The sequence below is a fragment of the Streptomyces sp. NPDC046203 genome (genome assembly GCF_040646255.1).
Lineage (GTDB): Bacteria > Actinomycetota > Actinomycetes > Streptomycetales > Streptomycetaceae > Streptomyces.
This window is the reverse complement of record NZ_JBEYZX010000007.1, coordinates 146,580-163,509: the sequence shown is the minus strand read 5'-3', so window position 1 is coordinate 163,509 and position 16,930 is coordinate 146,580. Positions and strand designations below refer to the sequence as shown.

12 protein-coding genes, 1 tRNA gene and 1 pseudogene are annotated in these 16,930 nt (G+C 72.7%); 6 read left to right on the top strand and 8 right to left on the bottom strand.

Annotation, left to right across the window (positions count from 1 at the left end; translation table 11 throughout):
- Nucleotide 1 precedes the first annotated feature (1 nt).
- The 5 genes from ABZ990_RS08650 to ABZ990_RS08630 form a co-directional block, all read right to left on the bottom strand.
- Nucleotides 2–1,123, bottom strand: coding sequence for a bifunctional MaoC family dehydratase N-terminal/OB-fold nucleic acid binding domain-containing protein (locus ABZ990_RS08650; RefSeq protein WP_361227353.1), 1,122 nt, complete (start codon nucleotides 1,121–1,123; stop codon nucleotides 2–4).
- Nucleotides 1,120–2,358: an acyl-CoA dehydrogenase family protein gene (locus ABZ990_RS08645; protein WP_361227350.1), complete on the bottom strand. Its 1,239-nt coding sequence runs from the start codon at nucleotides 2,356–2,358 to the stop codon at nucleotides 1,120–1,122. Before ABZ990_RS08645 ends, ABZ990_RS08650 begins: the two co-directional genes overlap by 4 nt.
- Before the next feature lie 205 nt (nucleotides 2,359–2,563).
- Entirely contained in the window at nucleotides 2,564–2,866 is a 303-nt protein-coding gene (locus ABZ990_RS08640) for a hypothetical protein (protein ID WP_361227347.1), read from the bottom strand.
- Between the two features lie 398 nt (nucleotides 2,867–3,264).
- Nucleotides 3,265–3,349, bottom strand: a tRNA-Ser gene (locus ABZ990_RS08635).
- A gap of 297 nt (nucleotides 3,350–3,646) precedes the next feature.
- A complete protein-coding gene (locus ABZ990_RS08630) occupies nucleotides 3,647–5,209 on the bottom strand; it encodes a trypsin-like peptidase domain-containing protein (protein WP_361227344.1) in 1,563 nt (520 codons plus the stop codon).
- A 145-nt stretch (nucleotides 5,210–5,354) separates the two neighbouring features.
- Between ABZ990_RS08630 and ABZ990_RS08625 the strand changes: the two genes are divergently transcribed.
- The 3 genes from ABZ990_RS08625 (at nucleotide 5,355) to ABZ990_RS08615 (ending at nucleotide 8,213) form a co-directional block, all read left to right on the top strand.
- Entirely contained in the window at nucleotides 5,355–6,176 is an 822-nt protein-coding gene (locus ABZ990_RS08625) for a glycerophosphodiester phosphodiesterase (protein WP_361227341.1), read from the top strand.
- Nucleotides 6,177–6,332: 156 nt separating this feature from the next.
- Nucleotides 6,333–6,935, top strand: a complete 603-nt coding sequence (locus ABZ990_RS08620) for an ATP-binding protein (protein WP_361227338.1) — start codon at nucleotides 6,333–6,335, stop codon at nucleotides 6,933–6,935.
- A 300-nt stretch (nucleotides 6,936–7,235) separates the two neighbouring features.
- A complete protein-coding gene (locus ABZ990_RS08615) occupies nucleotides 7,236–8,213 on the top strand; it encodes a DUF5926 family protein (RefSeq protein ID WP_361227336.1) in 978 nt (325 codons plus the stop codon).
- 231 nt (nucleotides 8,214–8,444) lie between these two features.
- On the opposite strand, the gene ABZ990_RS08610 is transcribed toward ABZ990_RS08615, so the two are convergent.
- Together ABZ990_RS08610 and ABZ990_RS08605 are read right to left on the bottom strand one after the other, a co-directional pair.
- Entirely contained in the window at nucleotides 8,445–9,110 is a 666-nt protein-coding gene (locus ABZ990_RS08610; protein WP_361227334.1) for a hypothetical protein, read from the bottom strand.
- A 282-nt stretch (nucleotides 9,111–9,392) separates the two neighbouring features.
- A pseudogene (locus ABZ990_RS08605) lies at nucleotides 9,393–10,245 on the bottom strand (bifunctional DNA primase/polymerase); the annotation flags it as partial.
- A gap of 680 nt (nucleotides 10,246–10,925) precedes the next feature.
- Between ABZ990_RS08605 and ABZ990_RS08600 the strand changes: the two are divergent.
- Together ABZ990_RS08600 and ABZ990_RS08595 are read left to right on the top strand one after the other, a co-directional pair.
- On the top strand, nucleotides 10,926–12,620 hold the full coding sequence (locus tag ABZ990_RS08600) for a PP2C family protein-serine/threonine phosphatase (RefSeq protein ID WP_361227568.1): 1,695 nt from the start codon (nucleotides 10,926–10,928) through the stop codon (nucleotides 12,618–12,620).
- 309 nt (nucleotides 12,621–12,929) lie between these two features.
- Complete coding sequence (locus ABZ990_RS08595; protein ID WP_361227332.1) at nucleotides 12,930–14,399, top strand: aminopeptidase P family protein; 1,470 nt, start codon at nucleotides 12,930–12,932, stop codon at nucleotides 14,397–14,399.
- A gap of 830 nt (nucleotides 14,400–15,229) precedes the next feature.
- Here the strand turns inward: ABZ990_RS08595 and ABZ990_RS08590 are convergent.
- On the bottom strand, nucleotides 15,230–15,733 hold the full coding sequence (locus tag ABZ990_RS08590) for an ATP-binding protein (protein ID WP_361227330.1): 504 nt from the start codon (nucleotides 15,731–15,733) through the stop codon (nucleotides 15,230–15,232).
- Between the two features lie 229 nt (nucleotides 15,734–15,962).
- Between ABZ990_RS08590 and ABZ990_RS08585 the strand changes: the two genes are divergently transcribed.
- Nucleotides 15,963–16,862: a hypothetical protein gene (locus ABZ990_RS08585; RefSeq protein WP_361227328.1), complete on the top strand. Its 900-nt coding sequence runs from the start codon at nucleotides 15,963–15,965 to the stop codon at nucleotides 16,860–16,862.
- The last annotated feature ends 68 nt before the right edge of the window (nucleotides 16,863–16,930 follow it).

Sequence of the window (16,930 nt, the reverse complement as noted above, 5' to 3'; positions counted from 1 at the left end):
GTCAGTCCTCACCCTCCTCGCGCACCGCGCCTTCTTCGCGGTCTGTGCCTTCTTCATGATCCGTGGACAACAGGGCTCTGAACAGCGGGAGTTCGAGTTCCGCGTCCACCTTCCGGAACTCCAGCCGCACCGGCATGCCGATGCGCACCTCGTCGTACGGGACCCCGACGACGTTGCTGATCATCCGTACGCCTTCGGCGAGTTCGACGAGCACGACCGCGTAGGGCGGGTCGAAGGCCGGGAACGGCGGGTGGTGCATGACGACGTACGAGTAGACGGTGCCCTCGCCGCTCGCCTCGACGGTGTCCCAGGCGCGCGAGCCGCAGGCGTTGCAGCCGGGCAGCCAGGGGAACCGGAGCGTGGCGCAGGTGACGCAGCGCTGGATGAGGAGGCGGTGTTCGGCCACTCCGGCCCAGAAGCCGGCGTTGTCGCGGTTGACGACGGGGCGGGGGCGGAGGGGGCGAGGGGAGCGGCGGGGGGCGGCTTCCGGGGGCGCGGGGGGCGCGGGGCGACGGGTGGACGCCGGGGGCGCGGGGGCGTACTTGAGGACGCGGAAGCGGTGGGTGCCGGCGAGTTCGCCGCCGCCGGTCCTGACGTTCATCCGGGTGGTGATGAAGTGACCGGTGCCGAGCCGGGTGGTCTTGCGGGGCGAGACCGACTCGATGACGGAGTCGCAGACGATCGTGTCGCCGGGCCGCAGCGGCCGCAGATACTCCTGCTCGCAGTCGGTGGCGACGATCGAGGTGTAGCCGGCGGCATCGAGGAGGGCGGAGAGTTCCTCGTACGCGCCGGGCCCGTCCCCGGAACCGTCCCCGTGCCCGTCCTCGTCCCCGTGCCCGGACAGACCGCCCATGGTCCAGGCCTGGAGCATGGTGGGCGGGGCGACGGCGCCGGGGCCGCGATACGCGGGGTGGGTGTCGCCCATGGCCTCGCACCAGTGGCGGATCATGGGCTCGTTGACGGGGTCCTTGCCGGCGAAGGGACGGGAGACGGGCCGGCCTTCGTAGGCGGCGAGTCGTTCGTACGGCAGGGGCGGGGGCAGGGAACGGGCCCCGGGGGCGGGGTCGGAGGCCGGGACGGGACCAAGTCCGGGGGCCGGGGCGTCCGGGTGGGGCGGAATCATCGCCGTCCCCTCCGCTTCATGCCGAGCCGCATCGTCGCGACGATCTCGCGCTGCACCTCGCTCACGCCGCCGCCGAACGTGTTGATCTGGGCGGCCCGGTTCATCCGTTCCAGCCCGCCGTCGTCGAACGCGCCGGGCGAGCTGGTGCGGACCAGCGCCGCCGGGCCGGCGATCTCCTGGCACAGCCGGTAGACCTCGACCGCCGACTCCGTTCCCGCGAACTTCACGCCGCTCGCGTCCCCGGGGGCGAGCCGGCCCGCGCCCACGTCGCCGACGAGACGCCAGTTGAGCAGCCGGGTCGCGGCCAGCCGGGCGTGCGCCTCGGCGGCCCGTATCCGTACCCATGGCTCGTCGATCCGCCGCCGGCGGTCCGCGGCGGCCGGGCGCCGGGCCTGGCGGAGCGCCGCCTCGTAGAAGTCCTCGGCCTGCATGCCGAGGGCGGCGAGGGCGACCCGTTCGTGGTTGAGCTGGTTGGTGAGGAGCCCCCAGCCGCCGTTCTCCGGGCCGACGAGATGACCGGCCGGGACGCGGACCGCGTCGTAGTAGGTGGCGGTGGTGGTCAGCCCGCCGACGGTCTCGATCGGGGTCCAGGAGAAGCCGGGCGCGGAGGTGGGGACGAGGATGATCGAGATGCCCCGGTGGCGGTCCTCGGTGGTGCCGGTGCGGCAGGCGAGCCAAATCCAGTCGGCGTTCTGGGCGTTGGAGGTGAAGACCTTCTGCCCGTCTATCCGCCAGCCGCCGCTTCCCCCGCCGACCGGATCGTCTTCCCCTTCCCTGTTCTCCCCGCCGTCTCCGCTCTCTCCGCTCTCTCCGCTCTCACGGGTGGCCCGGGTGCGCAGGGCGGCCAGGTCGGTGCCCGCCTCGGGTTCGCTGTAGCCGATGGCGAAGACGACGTCCCCGCGCAGGATGCGGGGGAGGAAGTACGCCTTCTGTTCGTCGGTGCCGTAACGCATCAGGGTCGGTCCGACGGTGTTGAGCGTGACCATCGAGACCGGGGCGCCGGCCCGGTACGCCTCGTCGAAGAAGACGAACTGCTCGTCGGGACCGCGCCCTTGGCCCCCGTACTCCTCGGGCCAGCCGATCCCCAGCATGCCGTCGGCACCGATCCGCCGCAGCAGCGTGCGCTGCGCGGCGGAGTCGACGGGGGACGGGGGGCCGTCGGGCATCACGTCGCGGAAGTACGCGCGGAGTTCGGCGCGGAGCCGTAACTGGCGTTCGGTCGGGGCGAGATGCACGGCATGGCCCTCTCGTGTCGCGGCGGGACTGCCCACTCGGATTTCCTGACTGTCCGTCAGGTTCCGGAGAACTGTCAAGGCCGGACACACGGGGCGCCCGGAGCGCCGGAGGCACACGCCCCGCACACGAGCGGCCCGCGCGCCGGCACCGAAGCACCGGAGCACGGGCCCGCGTTCACCACACGCCGCCCCCTCGGACCGGCTGTCAGAAGAAGGAGAAGGTCAACACTTTGTCCGGCTGCTTGATCTCCGTGAAGGCGGAGCCGCTCACATTCGTCGTGTGGTTCTCGTTGGAGGCGGCGGGACCGGTGGCCACCTGCTGGGTGGTGGTCGAATTGCCGTCGTTCTCGCCGATCACCCCGCTGCCGAGGACCGAGGCGGCACTGGCGTCCGATCCGTCGTTCGCGAATCCGCCGTCGTCGGCCAGGGCCACCCCGCCGAACAGCACGGCGGCGAGTGGCAGAGCGGCCGCGACGGCGAGGACGCGGGCGGTGCGGATGCTGGGCATAAGGGTTCCTCCGGGAACTGGGCTCTGGATCCGGAAGGGATCCGCGGTGAATCAAGGGACTGCGGCTGGGGCTGTGAACAGTGCTTGCTCGACAAGGCGGTTGATCGACCGCCCTGGTCTTTCCGATCGTGTTTCCGATCTTGCTTTCGGTCGTGTTTCCGGTCGTGTTTCCGATCTCGCGAGACCAGAGTTGCCCAGCACATCCCGGACCAATCGCCCCGGACCCTCCGATTCCCCCTCAGGTGTGAGGACTTATCGATAAACCTCCTCACACACCGTTCTTCGCGCCGCCCCCACCGGCCTCGAACCTCGGCCCTCCGCGAGGGCGCCGGACGCACGAAGAAGGGGTGCCCCTGACCGGGACACCCCTTGTACGCGGCGCGGACGCCGATTTCCTGCGGTGGGTGTGGGATTTGAACCCACGGTGACTCGCGCCACGACGGTTTTCAAGACCGTTCCCTTAGGCCGCTCGGGCAACCCACCCTCGCCCCGCCTCACCTGCTGCGGAGCGGCTACAGCCTACCGGCCTCCGGGCGGTCGCGGGGGCCGTGGCCCACGTGAGGCCCACCGGAGGCCTGCGGGAAGGCTGGAGTGGGCCCTTCCAGTTGCCCGCGCGGGCCTCCTCCAGCCGGTACGGCACGGCGCGGATACGAGGAAGGGGACGGACACGGGGACGGGGACGGTTGAAGGAACGGGCATGGGTACGGCCCCGGAGCCGGAGCCCCGGGGCCGTACCCGCCCGTCCCCCGCTGACGCGGAGTTCGGCCGCGTCAGTGGAGGTCAGCTGTCGCCCGTGCGCTCGCCCAGCACGACGGTGGTGGTGGAGGTCTTCCCGTCGCGCTTGTAGGTGATCTCGACCTTGTCGCCGGGCTGGTGGGTCCAGATCTCGCCGATGAGGGTGCGGCCGTTGTCGATCGGGCGGCCGCCGAAGGCGACGATCGTGTCGCCGCCCTTCAGACCCGCCTTGGCGGCCGGGCCGTCGGGGCTGATGGCCGGGGTCCCGCCGGAGCCCTCCTCGGCGATGACGGCGCCGGCGCCGCCGTCGAGCTGGTCCTGCATGTTCACGGTGGCGCCGATGACCGGGTAGACCGGCTTGCCGGTCTTGATCAGCTGCTCGGCGACGTTGCGCGCCTGGTTGACCGGGATCGCGAAGCCGAGGCCGATGGAGCCCGCCTGCGACTGGCCGAAGCCGCTGCCGGCCGACTGGATCGCGGAGTTGATGCCGATCACGGCGCCGCTCGCGTCGAGCAGCGGCCCGCCGGAGTTGCCCGGGTTGATCGAGGCGTCGGTCTGCAGCGCGCTCATGTAGGAGTTCTTGCCGCCGGAGCCGTCACCGGAGGCGACCGGGCGGTTCTTGGCGCTGATGATGCCCGTGGTGACCGTGTTCGACAGGCCGAAGGGCGCGCCGATCGCGATGGTCGAGTCGCCGACGGCAACCTTGTCGGAGTCGCCCAGCGGGATCGGGGTGAGACCGGAGGGGGCGTTCTTCAGCTTCAGTACGGCCACGTCGTAGCCCTGCGCCCGGCCCACGACCTCCGCCGCGTACGTCTTGCCGTTGGAGAAGGTCGCGGAGAGTGTGCCGCCGTTCGCCGCCGAGGCCACCACGTGGTTGTTGGTGACGATGTGGCCTTCCCGGTCGTAGACGAAGCCGGTGCCGGTGCCGCCCTCGCCGTCCCGGCCGCCGGACTTCGCGCTGATGGTGACGACGCTCGGCAGGGACTTGGCGGCGACGGCGGCGACCGTGCCGGGGTCGCGCTTGAAGGAGGAAGGGGAGTCGCCCGCGGAGATGGTGGTCGAGCCGCCGGGGCCGCCGTCGCGCTGGTTCGCGGCCCAGTAGCCGACCCCGCCGCCGATGCCTCCCGCGACCAGGGCCGCGACGAGGACCGCCGCGATCAGACCGCCGCCACGCTTACGCGCCGTCTCCGGTACGGGCTGCTGCGGTACGCCCCAGGCCGGGGCCACGGGCGGGGCGGGCGGCCAGCCTGCGCCGGCATCGGCGGCGGGGGCGGGGGCCGGGGCCGTCTGCAGCTGGGCCGGAGCCGGCTGTACGGGCTGTACCGGCTGGGCCTGCGTCTGCGCCGGGTCGGACGCGAAATCGGGCGCGGGCGCGGGTTCGGCCACCGGCGCCGGCGCGGTCTCGGCCGCCGGGGCTTCCTGCGGGGCCGGGGCCGCGCCCGGAGTTCCGGCCTGGGGCTCGATCTGCTTCTCGGCCGGGGTCTCTGCCTGGGTCTCGGCCTGGGCCGGAGGCGCGACGGGGGGCGCGGGAGGCGTGGGGGGCGCCGCGGGGGCGGACGGGGTGGGCCGGCTCTCCGGAACCTGCGTACCCTCGTTCTCGGTGCTCACAGCTCTCTCCTCGTTGCACTGCGCGGGCGTCGTCGGGTGCTGCGATCAGCTTTTCCCACAGCACGTCAGGCCACTGTAAGCCGGAGCTGTGCATCGGCACCCGATTCTTTACTGCGGACATATCGGGCGCCCGTACCATGTCGCGGTGACCCACGCACCGCGGCAGCCGAGCCGCCTTCCCGTCCAGGTGGTCGCCCACCGCGGAGCCTCCGAGGACGCCCCCGAGCACACCCTGGCCGCCTATGTGAAGGCCATCGAGGACGGCGCGGACGCCCTGGAGTGCGATGTCCGGCTCACCGCCGACGGCCATCTCGTCTGCGTCCACGACCGGCGCGTCAACCGCACCTCCAACGGCCGCGGCGCCGTCTCCGCCCTCGAACTCGCCGACCTCGCCGCGCTCGACTTCGGCACCTGGAAGGGCCGCGACGAGGCGGGCGAGGTCCCGGACTGGGACGACCCCGGCGCCACCTCCGTCCTCACCCTCGAACGCCTCCTGGAACTGGTCGCCGACACCGGCCGCCCCATCGAGCTGGCCATCGAGACCAAGCACCCCACCCGCTGGGCCGGTCAGGTCGAGGACAAGCTGCTCCGGCTGCTCGACCGCTTCGGTCTCGCCGCGCCCGCGGCGCCCGAGGAGTCGTCCGTCCGCGTCATGAGCTTCTCGGCCCGCTCGCTGCACCGCGTCGCGGCGGCAGCACCCATGCTGCCGACCGTCTCGCTCACCCAGTTCGTCACCCCTCGGCTGCGCGACGGACGGCTGCCGGCGGGCGCGCGGATCGCCGGCCCGTCGATCCGGATCGTGCGCCACCACCCGGCCGTGATCCGGCGCCTACAGGAGGCCGGACACCAGGTCCACGTATGGACGGTGAACGAACCGGCCGACGTCGAACTGTGTGTAGAGCTCGGCGTGGACGGGATCATCACCAACCGGCCGAAGCAGGTGCTGACCCAGCTGGGCCGCCTGTAGAGCCGCTCCCGTGGGAACCGCTCCCCGTGAAGCCACTCCCTGTAGAACCGTTTCCCCGGGAGAAATCCCGGGCCCGTCTTCACCCCATTTGCCCCATCCGTCACAGGGGTAAGGGGGTGTGCCCCGGCGCGTTCGGGGCGTACGCGATCGTCACGAGTGCGCCACCCTGGCATTACTGGCCGGTTTCCGGCCCAGGTCATCGGGGCATCCACACGGTGGCGTGGGGCAAAGGAGGTCTCGGGGGTGGCGTTGATGGTGGCACAGACAGTGCCCACGTCGTCGAGCATGGCCGTTCCTCATGGCCCTGCGGGCGTGGGGCAGGCACGGCACCGGATGCGGGAGCAGCTGGACCGCAGCGGCATGGCCGAATCGGTCGTCGACGACGCGGTGCTGATCCTTTCGGAGCTGTTGAGCAACGCGTATCGCCATGGCAGGCCGCTGGGCCGCGCAGACATCGGAGAAGGTGAGGTCCGGGCCGCCTGGAGCATCGACGGAGCGGGCGGTCTCCTGGTCGAGGTGACGGACGGCGGCGGTCCGACCCGCCCTGTTCCGGCCACGCCCTCGGTCACCGCGCACGGTGGCCGCGGGCTGAACATCATCGGGGCGCTCGCGCAGGACTGGGGTGTACGGGACAGCGCGACGGGCGAGGTCACGGTCTGGGTCCGGGTCACCGGCGGACACCGTCGCGAGGACTTCGCGGCGCGCGTCGGCGGCGGGTCCGGGCTCGGGTTCCTCGACGCGTACGACGACCTGGAGTGACCCGGAGCGACTTGGAGTGATCCCAAGGGCGGTGGTCCCGCACGGACCGCCGCCCTTTCCTCGTTCCTTGGCTCCTTGGTTCCTCGGTTCCTCGGTTCCTCGGTTGTACGTGCGACCCCGACGTCTCTCGTACGTCGCGCCTCTCGTACGTCCTTACGCGCCGCCGAACCGCCCCGTACCGCCGCGCCCCCGCACCGCCCGTACGGACAACGGAGAAAGGGGCGTCAAAGGACACCGGGCGGCTAGGCTCGCGGCCGAACACTGGATCACTGGAACGCCGCGATCGGGAGAAACCCCACCATGGCCAAGAAGCGCCCCCAGACGAAGCCCGGCACGGCCGGCAAGGCCCAGCTCGCCGACGGGGAGATCCCGGTCGTCGGCGCGCGGGAGCCGTGCCCCTGTGGTTCGGGCCGCCGCTACAAGGCGTGCCACGGGCGGGCCGCCTCGCACGCCGTGGCCGAGCTGGTCCAGCGGCCGTTCGAGGGTCTGCCGGGCGAGTGCGACTGGGTCGCGCTGCGCGAGCTGGTGCCCGCCGCGACCGTGCCGCTCACCCTCAAGGGCGGGCTGCCCGAGGGCGTTCCGTCGGTAACCCTCGCGACCGTGCTGCCGATGGCGTGGCCCGCGCTGCGCCGCGACGACGGCTCCGTACTGCTCGCGCTGCAGAACGACTCCTCCACCGGCGACCTGGGCCGCGACCTCGCCGACACCCTGGAGCGCGCCCTGGTGACCGAGCCCGGCACGCCGGTCACCGCGCGCCGCGTACCGGCGGAGGGGCCGCGGCTCCAGGATCTGCTCGACCCGAACAGCGATTTTGCGCCTGAAGTGCACACCGGATTCGAATTCTGGATTCCGGAGTCCTCGGACAATTCCAGCCCGGAGGTCGCCGCCTCCCTGGAGCGCGCGAACGCCGCCGCCATCCCCACCGTGAAGCTGTCCTCCGTCGACTCCGCCTACTGGTGCGAGACCCCGGACAAGAACCACCTGCGCTGGGTCATGCCGTACCCGGAGGAGAAGCTGCTCGACGCGCTGGCCCGGCTCCAGGCCGCCGGCACGTCCTCGCTCGGCGCGGACACCCGACTGGTGGGCTCGTTCCGGGCGCACGGTCTGACCGTTCCGGTGTGGGACCTGCCGACCTCGATGACGGCGGAGCAGTGCGAGAAGCCGGCCGCCGAGTTCGCCGAGCGGCTCACCGAGGCGCTCGCCTCGGACGCTCCGCTCACCGTCGAGGAGCGCCGGGCGCGCGGCGGTCTCACCAACCGTCAGGTGACGCTCAGCTGATACCCCGCGCGGTATCCGTGACTGACAGACCGGTCAGTCGGTGACCTCCGCCACACATTCTCGCCGGACGGGCTAAATCCCTGTCCGAATAACCGAGATCGAATTTGCGAACGGCCAATCTCTTGTTACCGTTCTTGAAGCCCGGTCGCTGGTGCATCCCCCGTCGCCAGCGACCGGGCCTTTCCATGCCCGAAACCGCGCGCGCTCCGCGCCCGCGAAGCCGTACAGGGCTCAACTACCCTCCGTTCGGGCTCCGTTGCTCCCCGAACGCAGCAACAGTGGCGTGCTGTCGCCCTCTCCCGATCCGGCGAATTCCGCGACCGCCGAATACTCCGCCGCACGGCTCTCTTCCCTCGGTTCCATTGGTGTCTGGCACGTTCCCGGTTCGTCGCGCGCCTCGATCGCACAGCGCACCTGTACGGTCCGGCCGGCGGGCGCGAGAAAGGTGAGGACCGCGTCCAGCTCCCGGCCGGTGGCGTTGCGGTAATACGTCCGCGCGCGGACCCCGGTCCCCTCGCTCACCACACACGTCTGGGCCTCGACACCGTCGGGCGAGGAGAGTTCGGGACCGCAGCGCGTGACCACGGGAAGGGGAGCGGGGGCGATATCGGGGTCGGGGTCGGGGTCGGGGCCGGGCTCTGGGGCGAAGACCTCAAGGACCACTGGGGTCTCGGGGGCCGGGGGCTGCGCGGGAGCGGAAGGCACCGGTTGATCCGGCGCGGGAGACTCCGGCGCGGCGAGCACGGCCGGCGATCCGCCCCCGAGAGCCGCCGGTGCGGGCCGGTCCGCCGGGCCGGCCGTCGCCATGACCGGCACCAAAGCAGCGGCCGCGACCACGAGTCCGAGCGCGAACGCGAACGCGCGCAGCGCCACCGGGGTCACGCGCCTGTGCCTCATACGACGGCCCATCTGTCCACCGGAACCGGGATGTTCTTCCGGTGAACCTATCCGCGCCCCGTCCGGCTCCCGGCGGGGCGCGCAGGCGCCGTTCCGGGATGCCGGACCGCCCTCACCTGTTCGGGTGAGACGGCGAACCCGTGACCGGATCGGCCACCGTGTCTCGCCCGGCTGCGTCGTACGGCTGCGTTCCTACGGCTCTGCTCGCGCGCCGCGTTCGTACGGCGCGTTCGTACGGCGCGTTCGTACGGCCCCGCCCGCGCGGCCCCCGGCGGAGAGGGGTCAGTACGCGAGCCGACTGCCGCCGCCCGGCATGCTCGAACTCGCCTCGACGAGCGCGTCCAGGACCGCTTCCACATCGGGCAGCCAGGGCCCCGTGGAACCCTCGCGCCCGCCCCGGACCGCGAGGCCGTCGCCCGCCGGAGCCGTACCCGCCATGCCCGCCGCGCCCGCCGGACCAGCGGTTTCCGCCGCGCCCGCCACACCCTCCGGACCAGCCGCGCCCGCCGGTCCCGCCCGGTGCCCCAGCGGCGCCCGCTCCCAGCGGACCTGCCCGGTCCCGGTGACCGAGGGCGGCAGCGGCAGATAGCCGCCGTCGCCGTGGAACCGCAGCGAACTGGGCACGCCGTCCTTCGCGTAGAGGAGTTCGCCGAGCCGTTCGAGGCGGTACGGGGCGACGAGGATCGCCCAGCGGGTGGGCGTCGCCACCACCGGGCCGAGCCGCAGGCCCTGCCCGTCGAGCGCCGCGAGCGCGCGGACGCCCGCGACGGCCGGCAGGCTCACCGCGCACGGGGCGCGGCCACCGGTGGCGAGCAGCACCGGGGCATCCGGGCGGCTGTCCCACCACCAGCGGATCATGCGGCGGTCGGTGGTGGCCGCGAGGAGCTCCGGGTCCAAGGGATGCGCGCCGGGCACGACGCACTCGGGGTCGGGGCAGGCGCAGCTCACGACGCCGCCGGGACCGGTCCCCCGACCCGGGTCCGCGCCCGGACGGGAGTCCATCACCCGAACGCGTGTCCGCAGGAAGCCCGTCGCCCGCGCGCCGTCCGTCCGCAGTCCCGCGCCCGGCAGCACCGGCCAGCCCCAGGCCGCGCACCGGAGCGCCTCGTCACGCCGGGCCGCGCCGTCACCGCCGTCCGGTGCACCACCGTCCCCGCCGCCCGAACCGCCCGTACCGTCCGAGCCTCCCGGACCGCCCGGACGCCCCGGACCTCCCGATCCGCCGGTGCCACCTGTGCCGCCCGCGCCGGCCGCGCCGTTCGCGCCGCCGGTGCCACCCGCGTCGCTCGTCCTGCCCTCGGTGCCCTCGGTACCCGTCTCGCGCTTGTCACGCCGGAACCGGAGCCTGCGTCGCCTTCCGAGGATCTCGCGCATGAGCGCTCGTTCCTTTCGTTGAACGCCGAATCCACATCACAACATCACGTACACGCGCACACACCCGTGCACGCGGCTCTTCGCTGTTCGTACGGTCTGCGCCCGGTCTCACGAGCATCGCGAGCTCCGGGCCCCTGCGCGCTTCCGGCGGTCGGCGGTCGTTCCAGGCGGTCGGTCCTGCCGGAACACGTTCCCCGCCACTCGGGGTAAGGGTGCGGCCTGCGGTGATGAGGACGCTCGGGTTCCGCGTCCGTGTCCAGGGGCGTCTCCAACTGCCCCTGCCCGTCACCGATTACGTACCCGTCATGCTTGAAATGACGCGCTTTAAAACGACGCCAGTCGACCGCAAATGGTGCACACCGGGGGCAATTTTCAGCCAACTTCCCCTGGGTTTCAACCCTCTCGTACGGCCTCACGGACACCAGAAGTCCGCACGTGACGATGCTGGACATGCCTCTACATGTCCGTGTAGATGTGGATCTATGGATAGCTGCGCAGAATGACTTGGGGGTTCGCGGTGCTATTGCAGCGAATGTGCTGGTCGGAAAGACGAGCGCCATGAGTACGCCTCACGCGCCGAATGTGGCCGGAATCGATTCCGCCGTCACCACTCCCCCGCACACTGCGGAGCCCTCCGGCGCGCCACTCCCCCCGCCCCTGTCCGGCGGACCACCGGGCCCGGACGAAGCCCCCTCCCGCACCACCCCGCTCCAGGACCAGCTGGCCGGCTGGGTCTCGGATCTGACCCTCCTCCACGACCTCACCGAGGCCCTGATCCGCACCGCCTCCCTCGACGAAGCGCTGCGCGAACTCCTGCGCGCCGGCGCCTCCCTGGTAGGCGCACGCCGCGGTCTGGCCGTCCTCGAACCCGCCGACGGACTCGGCCCCGCCAGCACCATCGGCCTCGGCCTCGCCCACGCCGAACTCGGCACCATCGAGACCGTGCCACGCGGCGTCACCTCGTACGGCCGCATCCTCGACGGGCTCGATGCCCGCCCCGAAGGCGCCCTGCCCCGCCCGATCACCATCCCCGACCTGCGCACCGCCCGGGACCTCGACCCCCGGCACCGCGAGGTCGCCGCCCGGCTCGGCTACGCCGCCAGCTACGCGCTGCCCCTCGCCACCGAGGACACCGGCACCCTCGGCGCCGCCGTCTGGCTGTACGACGAACCCGCCGAGCCCGCCGACCGCCAGCGCCACCTCGTCGGCCTCTACGGCAGCCTCGCCACCACCCACCTCGCCCGGCTCCTCGAAGTCGAACGCGCCCGCGCGCACGCCGCCGCGCTCGCCGAGGAACTGCTGCCCCGGCGGCTTCCCCGGACCCCCGGCGTCCAGCTCGCCGTCCGCCACAGCGGCGGCACCCGGGGCGGCGGCGACTGGTACGACGCGCTGCCGCTGCCCGAGGGCGCGCTCGGCCTCGCGGTCGGCTCCGTCTGCGGAAACGGACCGGACGTACTGGCCGCGAAGGGACGGCTGCGCGCCTCCCTGCGCGCGTATGCCGTGATGGAAGGCGAGGACCCGGTCGCCGTCCTGTCCGATCTGGAACTGCTGCTGCGGCTCACCGAACCCGCCCGCTCGGCCACCGCGCTCTTCGCCTACTGCGAGCCGCGAGCCCACCGGATCCTCCTCGCCGGCGCCGGACACGCGCCCCCGCTGCTCGTCGGCGCCCGGCGCACCGAGTTCGTGGAGACCTCGCTGTCCGCCCCGCTCGGCATGCTCGCCTGCTGGGAGGCGCCCAGCGTGGAGCTGACTCCCGCACCCGGAGAAACGGTGCTGCTGTACACCGACGGACTGCTGCGCCGTACCGGCGACGGCACCGACCGGGCCTTCGCCCGGCTGCACGCGGCCGCCGCGAGCGTCCCGAAGGCCGCCCGCACCGACCCGGGCGCCGTCGCCGACCACGTCCTGCGGGCCGTCCTGCCCGGCGGGCGGGGTGGGGGCGGGATGCGGGATGCCGGCGGTACGCGGGGGGTGGGCGGCGCCGAGGGGCGCGAAGGCCGAGGGAGCTGCGAGGGCCGTGAAGGCCGTGAAGGATTCGAGCGCACCAAGGGAGCCGAGGGCGTCGAGGCCGCCATGGGAGCCGAAGGACCCGAGGGGGCCGAGGACGCCGTCCTGCTGGCTGTCCGCTTCGAATAGTCCGCCGGGGGTCCCGCCCCGCCGTTTCCCACGGTCTGGGGTTCGGGGTCCGGGATCCGGGGGGGCACTCTCCGCGGATGCGGCACTCGCCGACGGGAAAGGCATAGGAATGGCATAGGACAGGCGAGTTGGCATATGCCGGACATCAACGGACTGTGCACGCGCCCCGAGCACTGCGTGACCATCGCGTGAGAACAGTCACCGGCCACCCCGTCGCCCCGGCCCCCAAGGGCCTTCCGCCTCCGGGCCCTCTTCCGTACGACCGTACGATGGGGATGGTTCAGAGTCGTACCAAAAGGAGGCAGACCCGTGGCCGAAGAGCTCACGACGGACACCCCGGAGACCCCGGAACAGTCCGAAGAGCAGGCGATCAAGCAGCGCAAGAACGGCCTGTACCCGGGCGTCTCCGACGAGCTCGCCGAGAACATGCAGTCCGGCTGGGCCGACACCGAACTCCACGACCTCGCGCCGATCGCGCAGGCCGAGCACACCGCCGCCCGCCGCGCCGCGCTGTCCGCCCGCTTCCCGGGCCAGCGCCTGGTGATCCCGGCCGGCAACCTGAAGACCCGGTCCAACGACACCGAGTACGCCTTCCGCGCCTCCACCGAGTACGCCTACCTCACCGGCGACCAGACGCAGGACGGCGTCCTCGTCATGGAGCCCGTCGACGGCGGCCACGAGGCCACCCTCTACCTGCTGCCGCGCTCCAACCGCGAGAACGGCGAGTTCTGGCTCGACGGCCAGGGCGAGCTGTGGGTCGGCCGCCGCCACTCCCTCGCCGAGGCGGAGCAGCTGCTCGGCCTCCCGGCGAAGGACGTCCGCGAACTGGCCGCGTACCTCGCCGAGGCCACCGGCCCGGTCCGCAACGTCCGCGGCCACGACGCCGGCATCGAGGCCGCGCTGACCGACAAGGTCACCGCCGAGACGGACGAAGAGCTCCGGATCCACCTCTCCGAGGCCCGCCTCGTGAAGGACGAGTTCGAGGTCTCCGAGCTGCAGAAGGCGTGCGACGCCACCGCCCGCGGCTTCGAGGACGTCGTCAAGGTCCTCGACAAGGCCCAGGCCACCAGCGAGCGCTACATCGAGGGCACCTTCTTCCTGCGCGCCCGCGTCGAGGGCAACGACGTCGGCTACGGCACCATCGCCGCCTCCGGCCCGCACGCCTGCACCCTGCACTGGGTCCGCAACGACGGCCCGGTCCGCGCCGGCGACCTGCTGCTGTTCGACGCCGGTGTGGAGACCAACGAGCTCTACACCGCCGACATCACCCGCACCCTGCCCGTCAACGGCACGTTCACGGACATCCAGCGCAAGATCTACGACGCCGTGTACGAGGCGCAGGAAGCCGGCATCGCCGCCGTGAAGCCCGGCGCCGGCTACCGCGACTTCCACGACGCCGCGCAGCGCGTGCTCACCGAGAAGCTCGTCGAGTGGGGCCTCGTCGAGGGCCCGGTCGAGCGCGTCCTGGAGCTCGGCCTCCAGCGCCGCTGGACCCTGCACGGCACCGGCCACATGCTCGGCATGGACGTCCACGACTGCGCCGCCGCGCGCACCGAGACGTACGTCGACACGACGCTGGAGCCGGGCATGTGCCTCACCGTCGAGCCGGGCCTCTACTTCCAGGCCGACGACCTGACCGTGCCCGAGGAGTACCGGGGCATCGGCGTCCGGATCGAGGACGACATCCTCGTCACCGCCGACGGCAACCGGAACCTCTCCGCCACGCTGCCGCGCCGCTCCGAGGACGTCGAGGCGTGGATGGCCGGCCTCCAGGGCTGACCTCCCGCATCACGTTGCTTCACGTCATATGACGTGAAGGAGCCCTCGCCGACCACTGGTCGGCGGGGGCTTCTTTGGTTTTTTGGTGGGGCGCCTCGGGTCTTCGGGGGGGGTGAGGGTGGGGGCCTGCGCGGGCGTACGGCTGTGGGGCCGGGGTTGTACGTAGGTGCGGCGGCAAGGGTGAAGCCCGCACGAGTGCGAGACGGCTGGGGTGAGGCTTGTACGTGAGCGGGACGGCCGGTGTGGGGCCCGCGGGTGAGTGTGGCGGCGGTGGCTGGGCTTGTACGTGGGTGTGGCGGGCTGGGGCCTGGCCCGCACGTAAGCGCGGCGGCTGGGGCGGGGGCTGTACGCGCGTGAGGCGGCTGGGGTGAAGCCCGCAGGTAAGCGCGGCGGCTGGGGTGCGGCCCGCACGGGCGTGAGACGTGCGGGGGCTGGGCTTGTACGTAAGCGAGAGGGCTGGTGTGAAGCCCGCACGAGCGCAAAGCGGCTACAGGCGAGCGCATGTTGTTTGCGCCGCGTTGGCCTTTTTTGTGCCTCGGTTCTCCCCCTACCTTCGGCGGGGGGACCCCCACGGGGTGCTGGAGTCGGACTCACAGCACCGATCGTGCTCGGCCCACTCGTTCCTCGCGGGCCTGCGCGCGTTCGGCACTGTTCCCCCGACGCACCCCTTCGGCTCACTCGGCCATAGGCCAGCCCGCACAAAGACGTGACGGCATGGGCTCGGCCCGCACTCACGGGAGCAGGGGTGAGCCCGCACTGGGACGCGACGGTAGGGAGGCGGCCCGCACGCGCGCGAGGCGGCAAAGTGGGACCGCACTGGTGGGCGGGCGTCAGGCCAGGACCAAGGGGGCGTCCGTGCGCCATTTGATGATTTTGTCGAAGCTGACGAGCGCGCCGCCCCGGCCCGTCCGGCCGAAGTGGACGTGGTCGGCGAGTTCCTCGATCAGGCGCAGACCCCGGCCGCTCTCCGCGTCCGGATCCGGCGCGGACGGGGCCGGGAGCCGTTCGCGGGCCTGGCCCGCGCGTCCCGGGAAACCAGGGAAGCCCGGCCCGGAGTCCGCCACCTCGATCCGGCAGGTCTCGCCGTCGAGATAAGCGGTCACCCGGTACTCCTCCGCGCCGCGAACCGCGTCCCCGGCGCCCCCAACCCCGCCTTCAAGGGGATGGCCGCCGTGTTCGACCGCGTTCGCGCACGCCTCCGTCAAGGCCACCGACAGCTCGTACGAGACGTCCGGGTCGACCCCCGCCGTCTCCATCGCGCCGAGCAGCAGCCGCCGGGCGAGCGGCACGCTCGCGGCATCGCGGCGCAGATGGAAGGACCACCAGATGCTCATGCTCCAGCCTCCTGGCTGCGGCTCGACATGCTGCGGCACGACATACCGATACCTATTGCCGATCAGAACCCTCCGTAAGCACGCGAGAGAACGCGGTCCGCTCGTTCGGCGGATTCACGTGCGGTCCGGCCCGATGTATGGCGGAGCGAACCGCCCGAGGACGGCGCAAGAGTGACCTTCCGGACCTGCCGTATCGCCGGGAGGGGCCTGGTGCGATGATGGCCCCGCCATGTCTGCCCCCGCGTTCGCGCCACGCATGCTGAGGGCCGCGGTGTTCACCGCGGTCTGTGTCGTGCTGGCCGCGCTCGGCCACGCGCTGGCCGCCTGCGCGGGCATCGCGCCGTGGTCGCTGATCGCCGCCTTCCTCGGGGTTTTCGGGGTGGCCGTGCTCTTCACCGGCCGGGAACGCTCGCTGGCGGGCGTCGTCGGCGCCCTCGCGTTCGGACAGCTCGCCCTGCACGCTCTGTTCGGTCTCGGACAGCGCTCGCTCACCCCGGGCACGGGCACGGGCATGGGCACCGGGACCGGCCTCCGGGCGAACGACGCGCTCGTCCGGCTCGCGGCCGACCTGATCTGCGGGCGCGGCGCCGCCCAGCTGAACGCCGCCGAGGCCGCCCGGATCGTCGACGACGCCGGACTCGGCCCCTCGTCCGCGTTCGGTGCGACGACCACGACGACCACGGCGACCACGGCGGCGACGACCGCAGCAACCGCGGCGACCGCGTCGGCGGCCACCGGGGCGCCGTCGCATCTGTCCCACGCGATGGGTTCGGCCGACCCGGTCGCCGGGATGTTCCCCAGCCTGCCCATGCTGCTCGGCCATCTGCTCGCCGCGCTCGCCACCGGCTGGCTGCTGCGCCGCGGCGACCTGGCCCTCGGCCGGCTCGTACGGCTGTCCACGGAGGGCGCCGCCGAGTTCACGGGCGCCGCGCTCGTCCGTTCGCTGCGCGTCGCGCTCTCCTTCGTACGGGCCCTGCTCGCCGGCCTGCCGGCCGCCCCGGCCGCCGGTCCCCGCGGCTCCGCCCGTACCGCCTTCGACTCCTCGCCACCGCCCGTCGTGGTGGCCCTCGCGGACACGGTGATCCGGCGCGGCCCGCCGGCCGCCGTCCGCTGCGTGCTCGCAGCCTGACGCGGACCGCTCCACCGCCACCGACCGGCCCTTTTGGGCCCCGGCGGCCTCCCCACCGGGACGGGAGC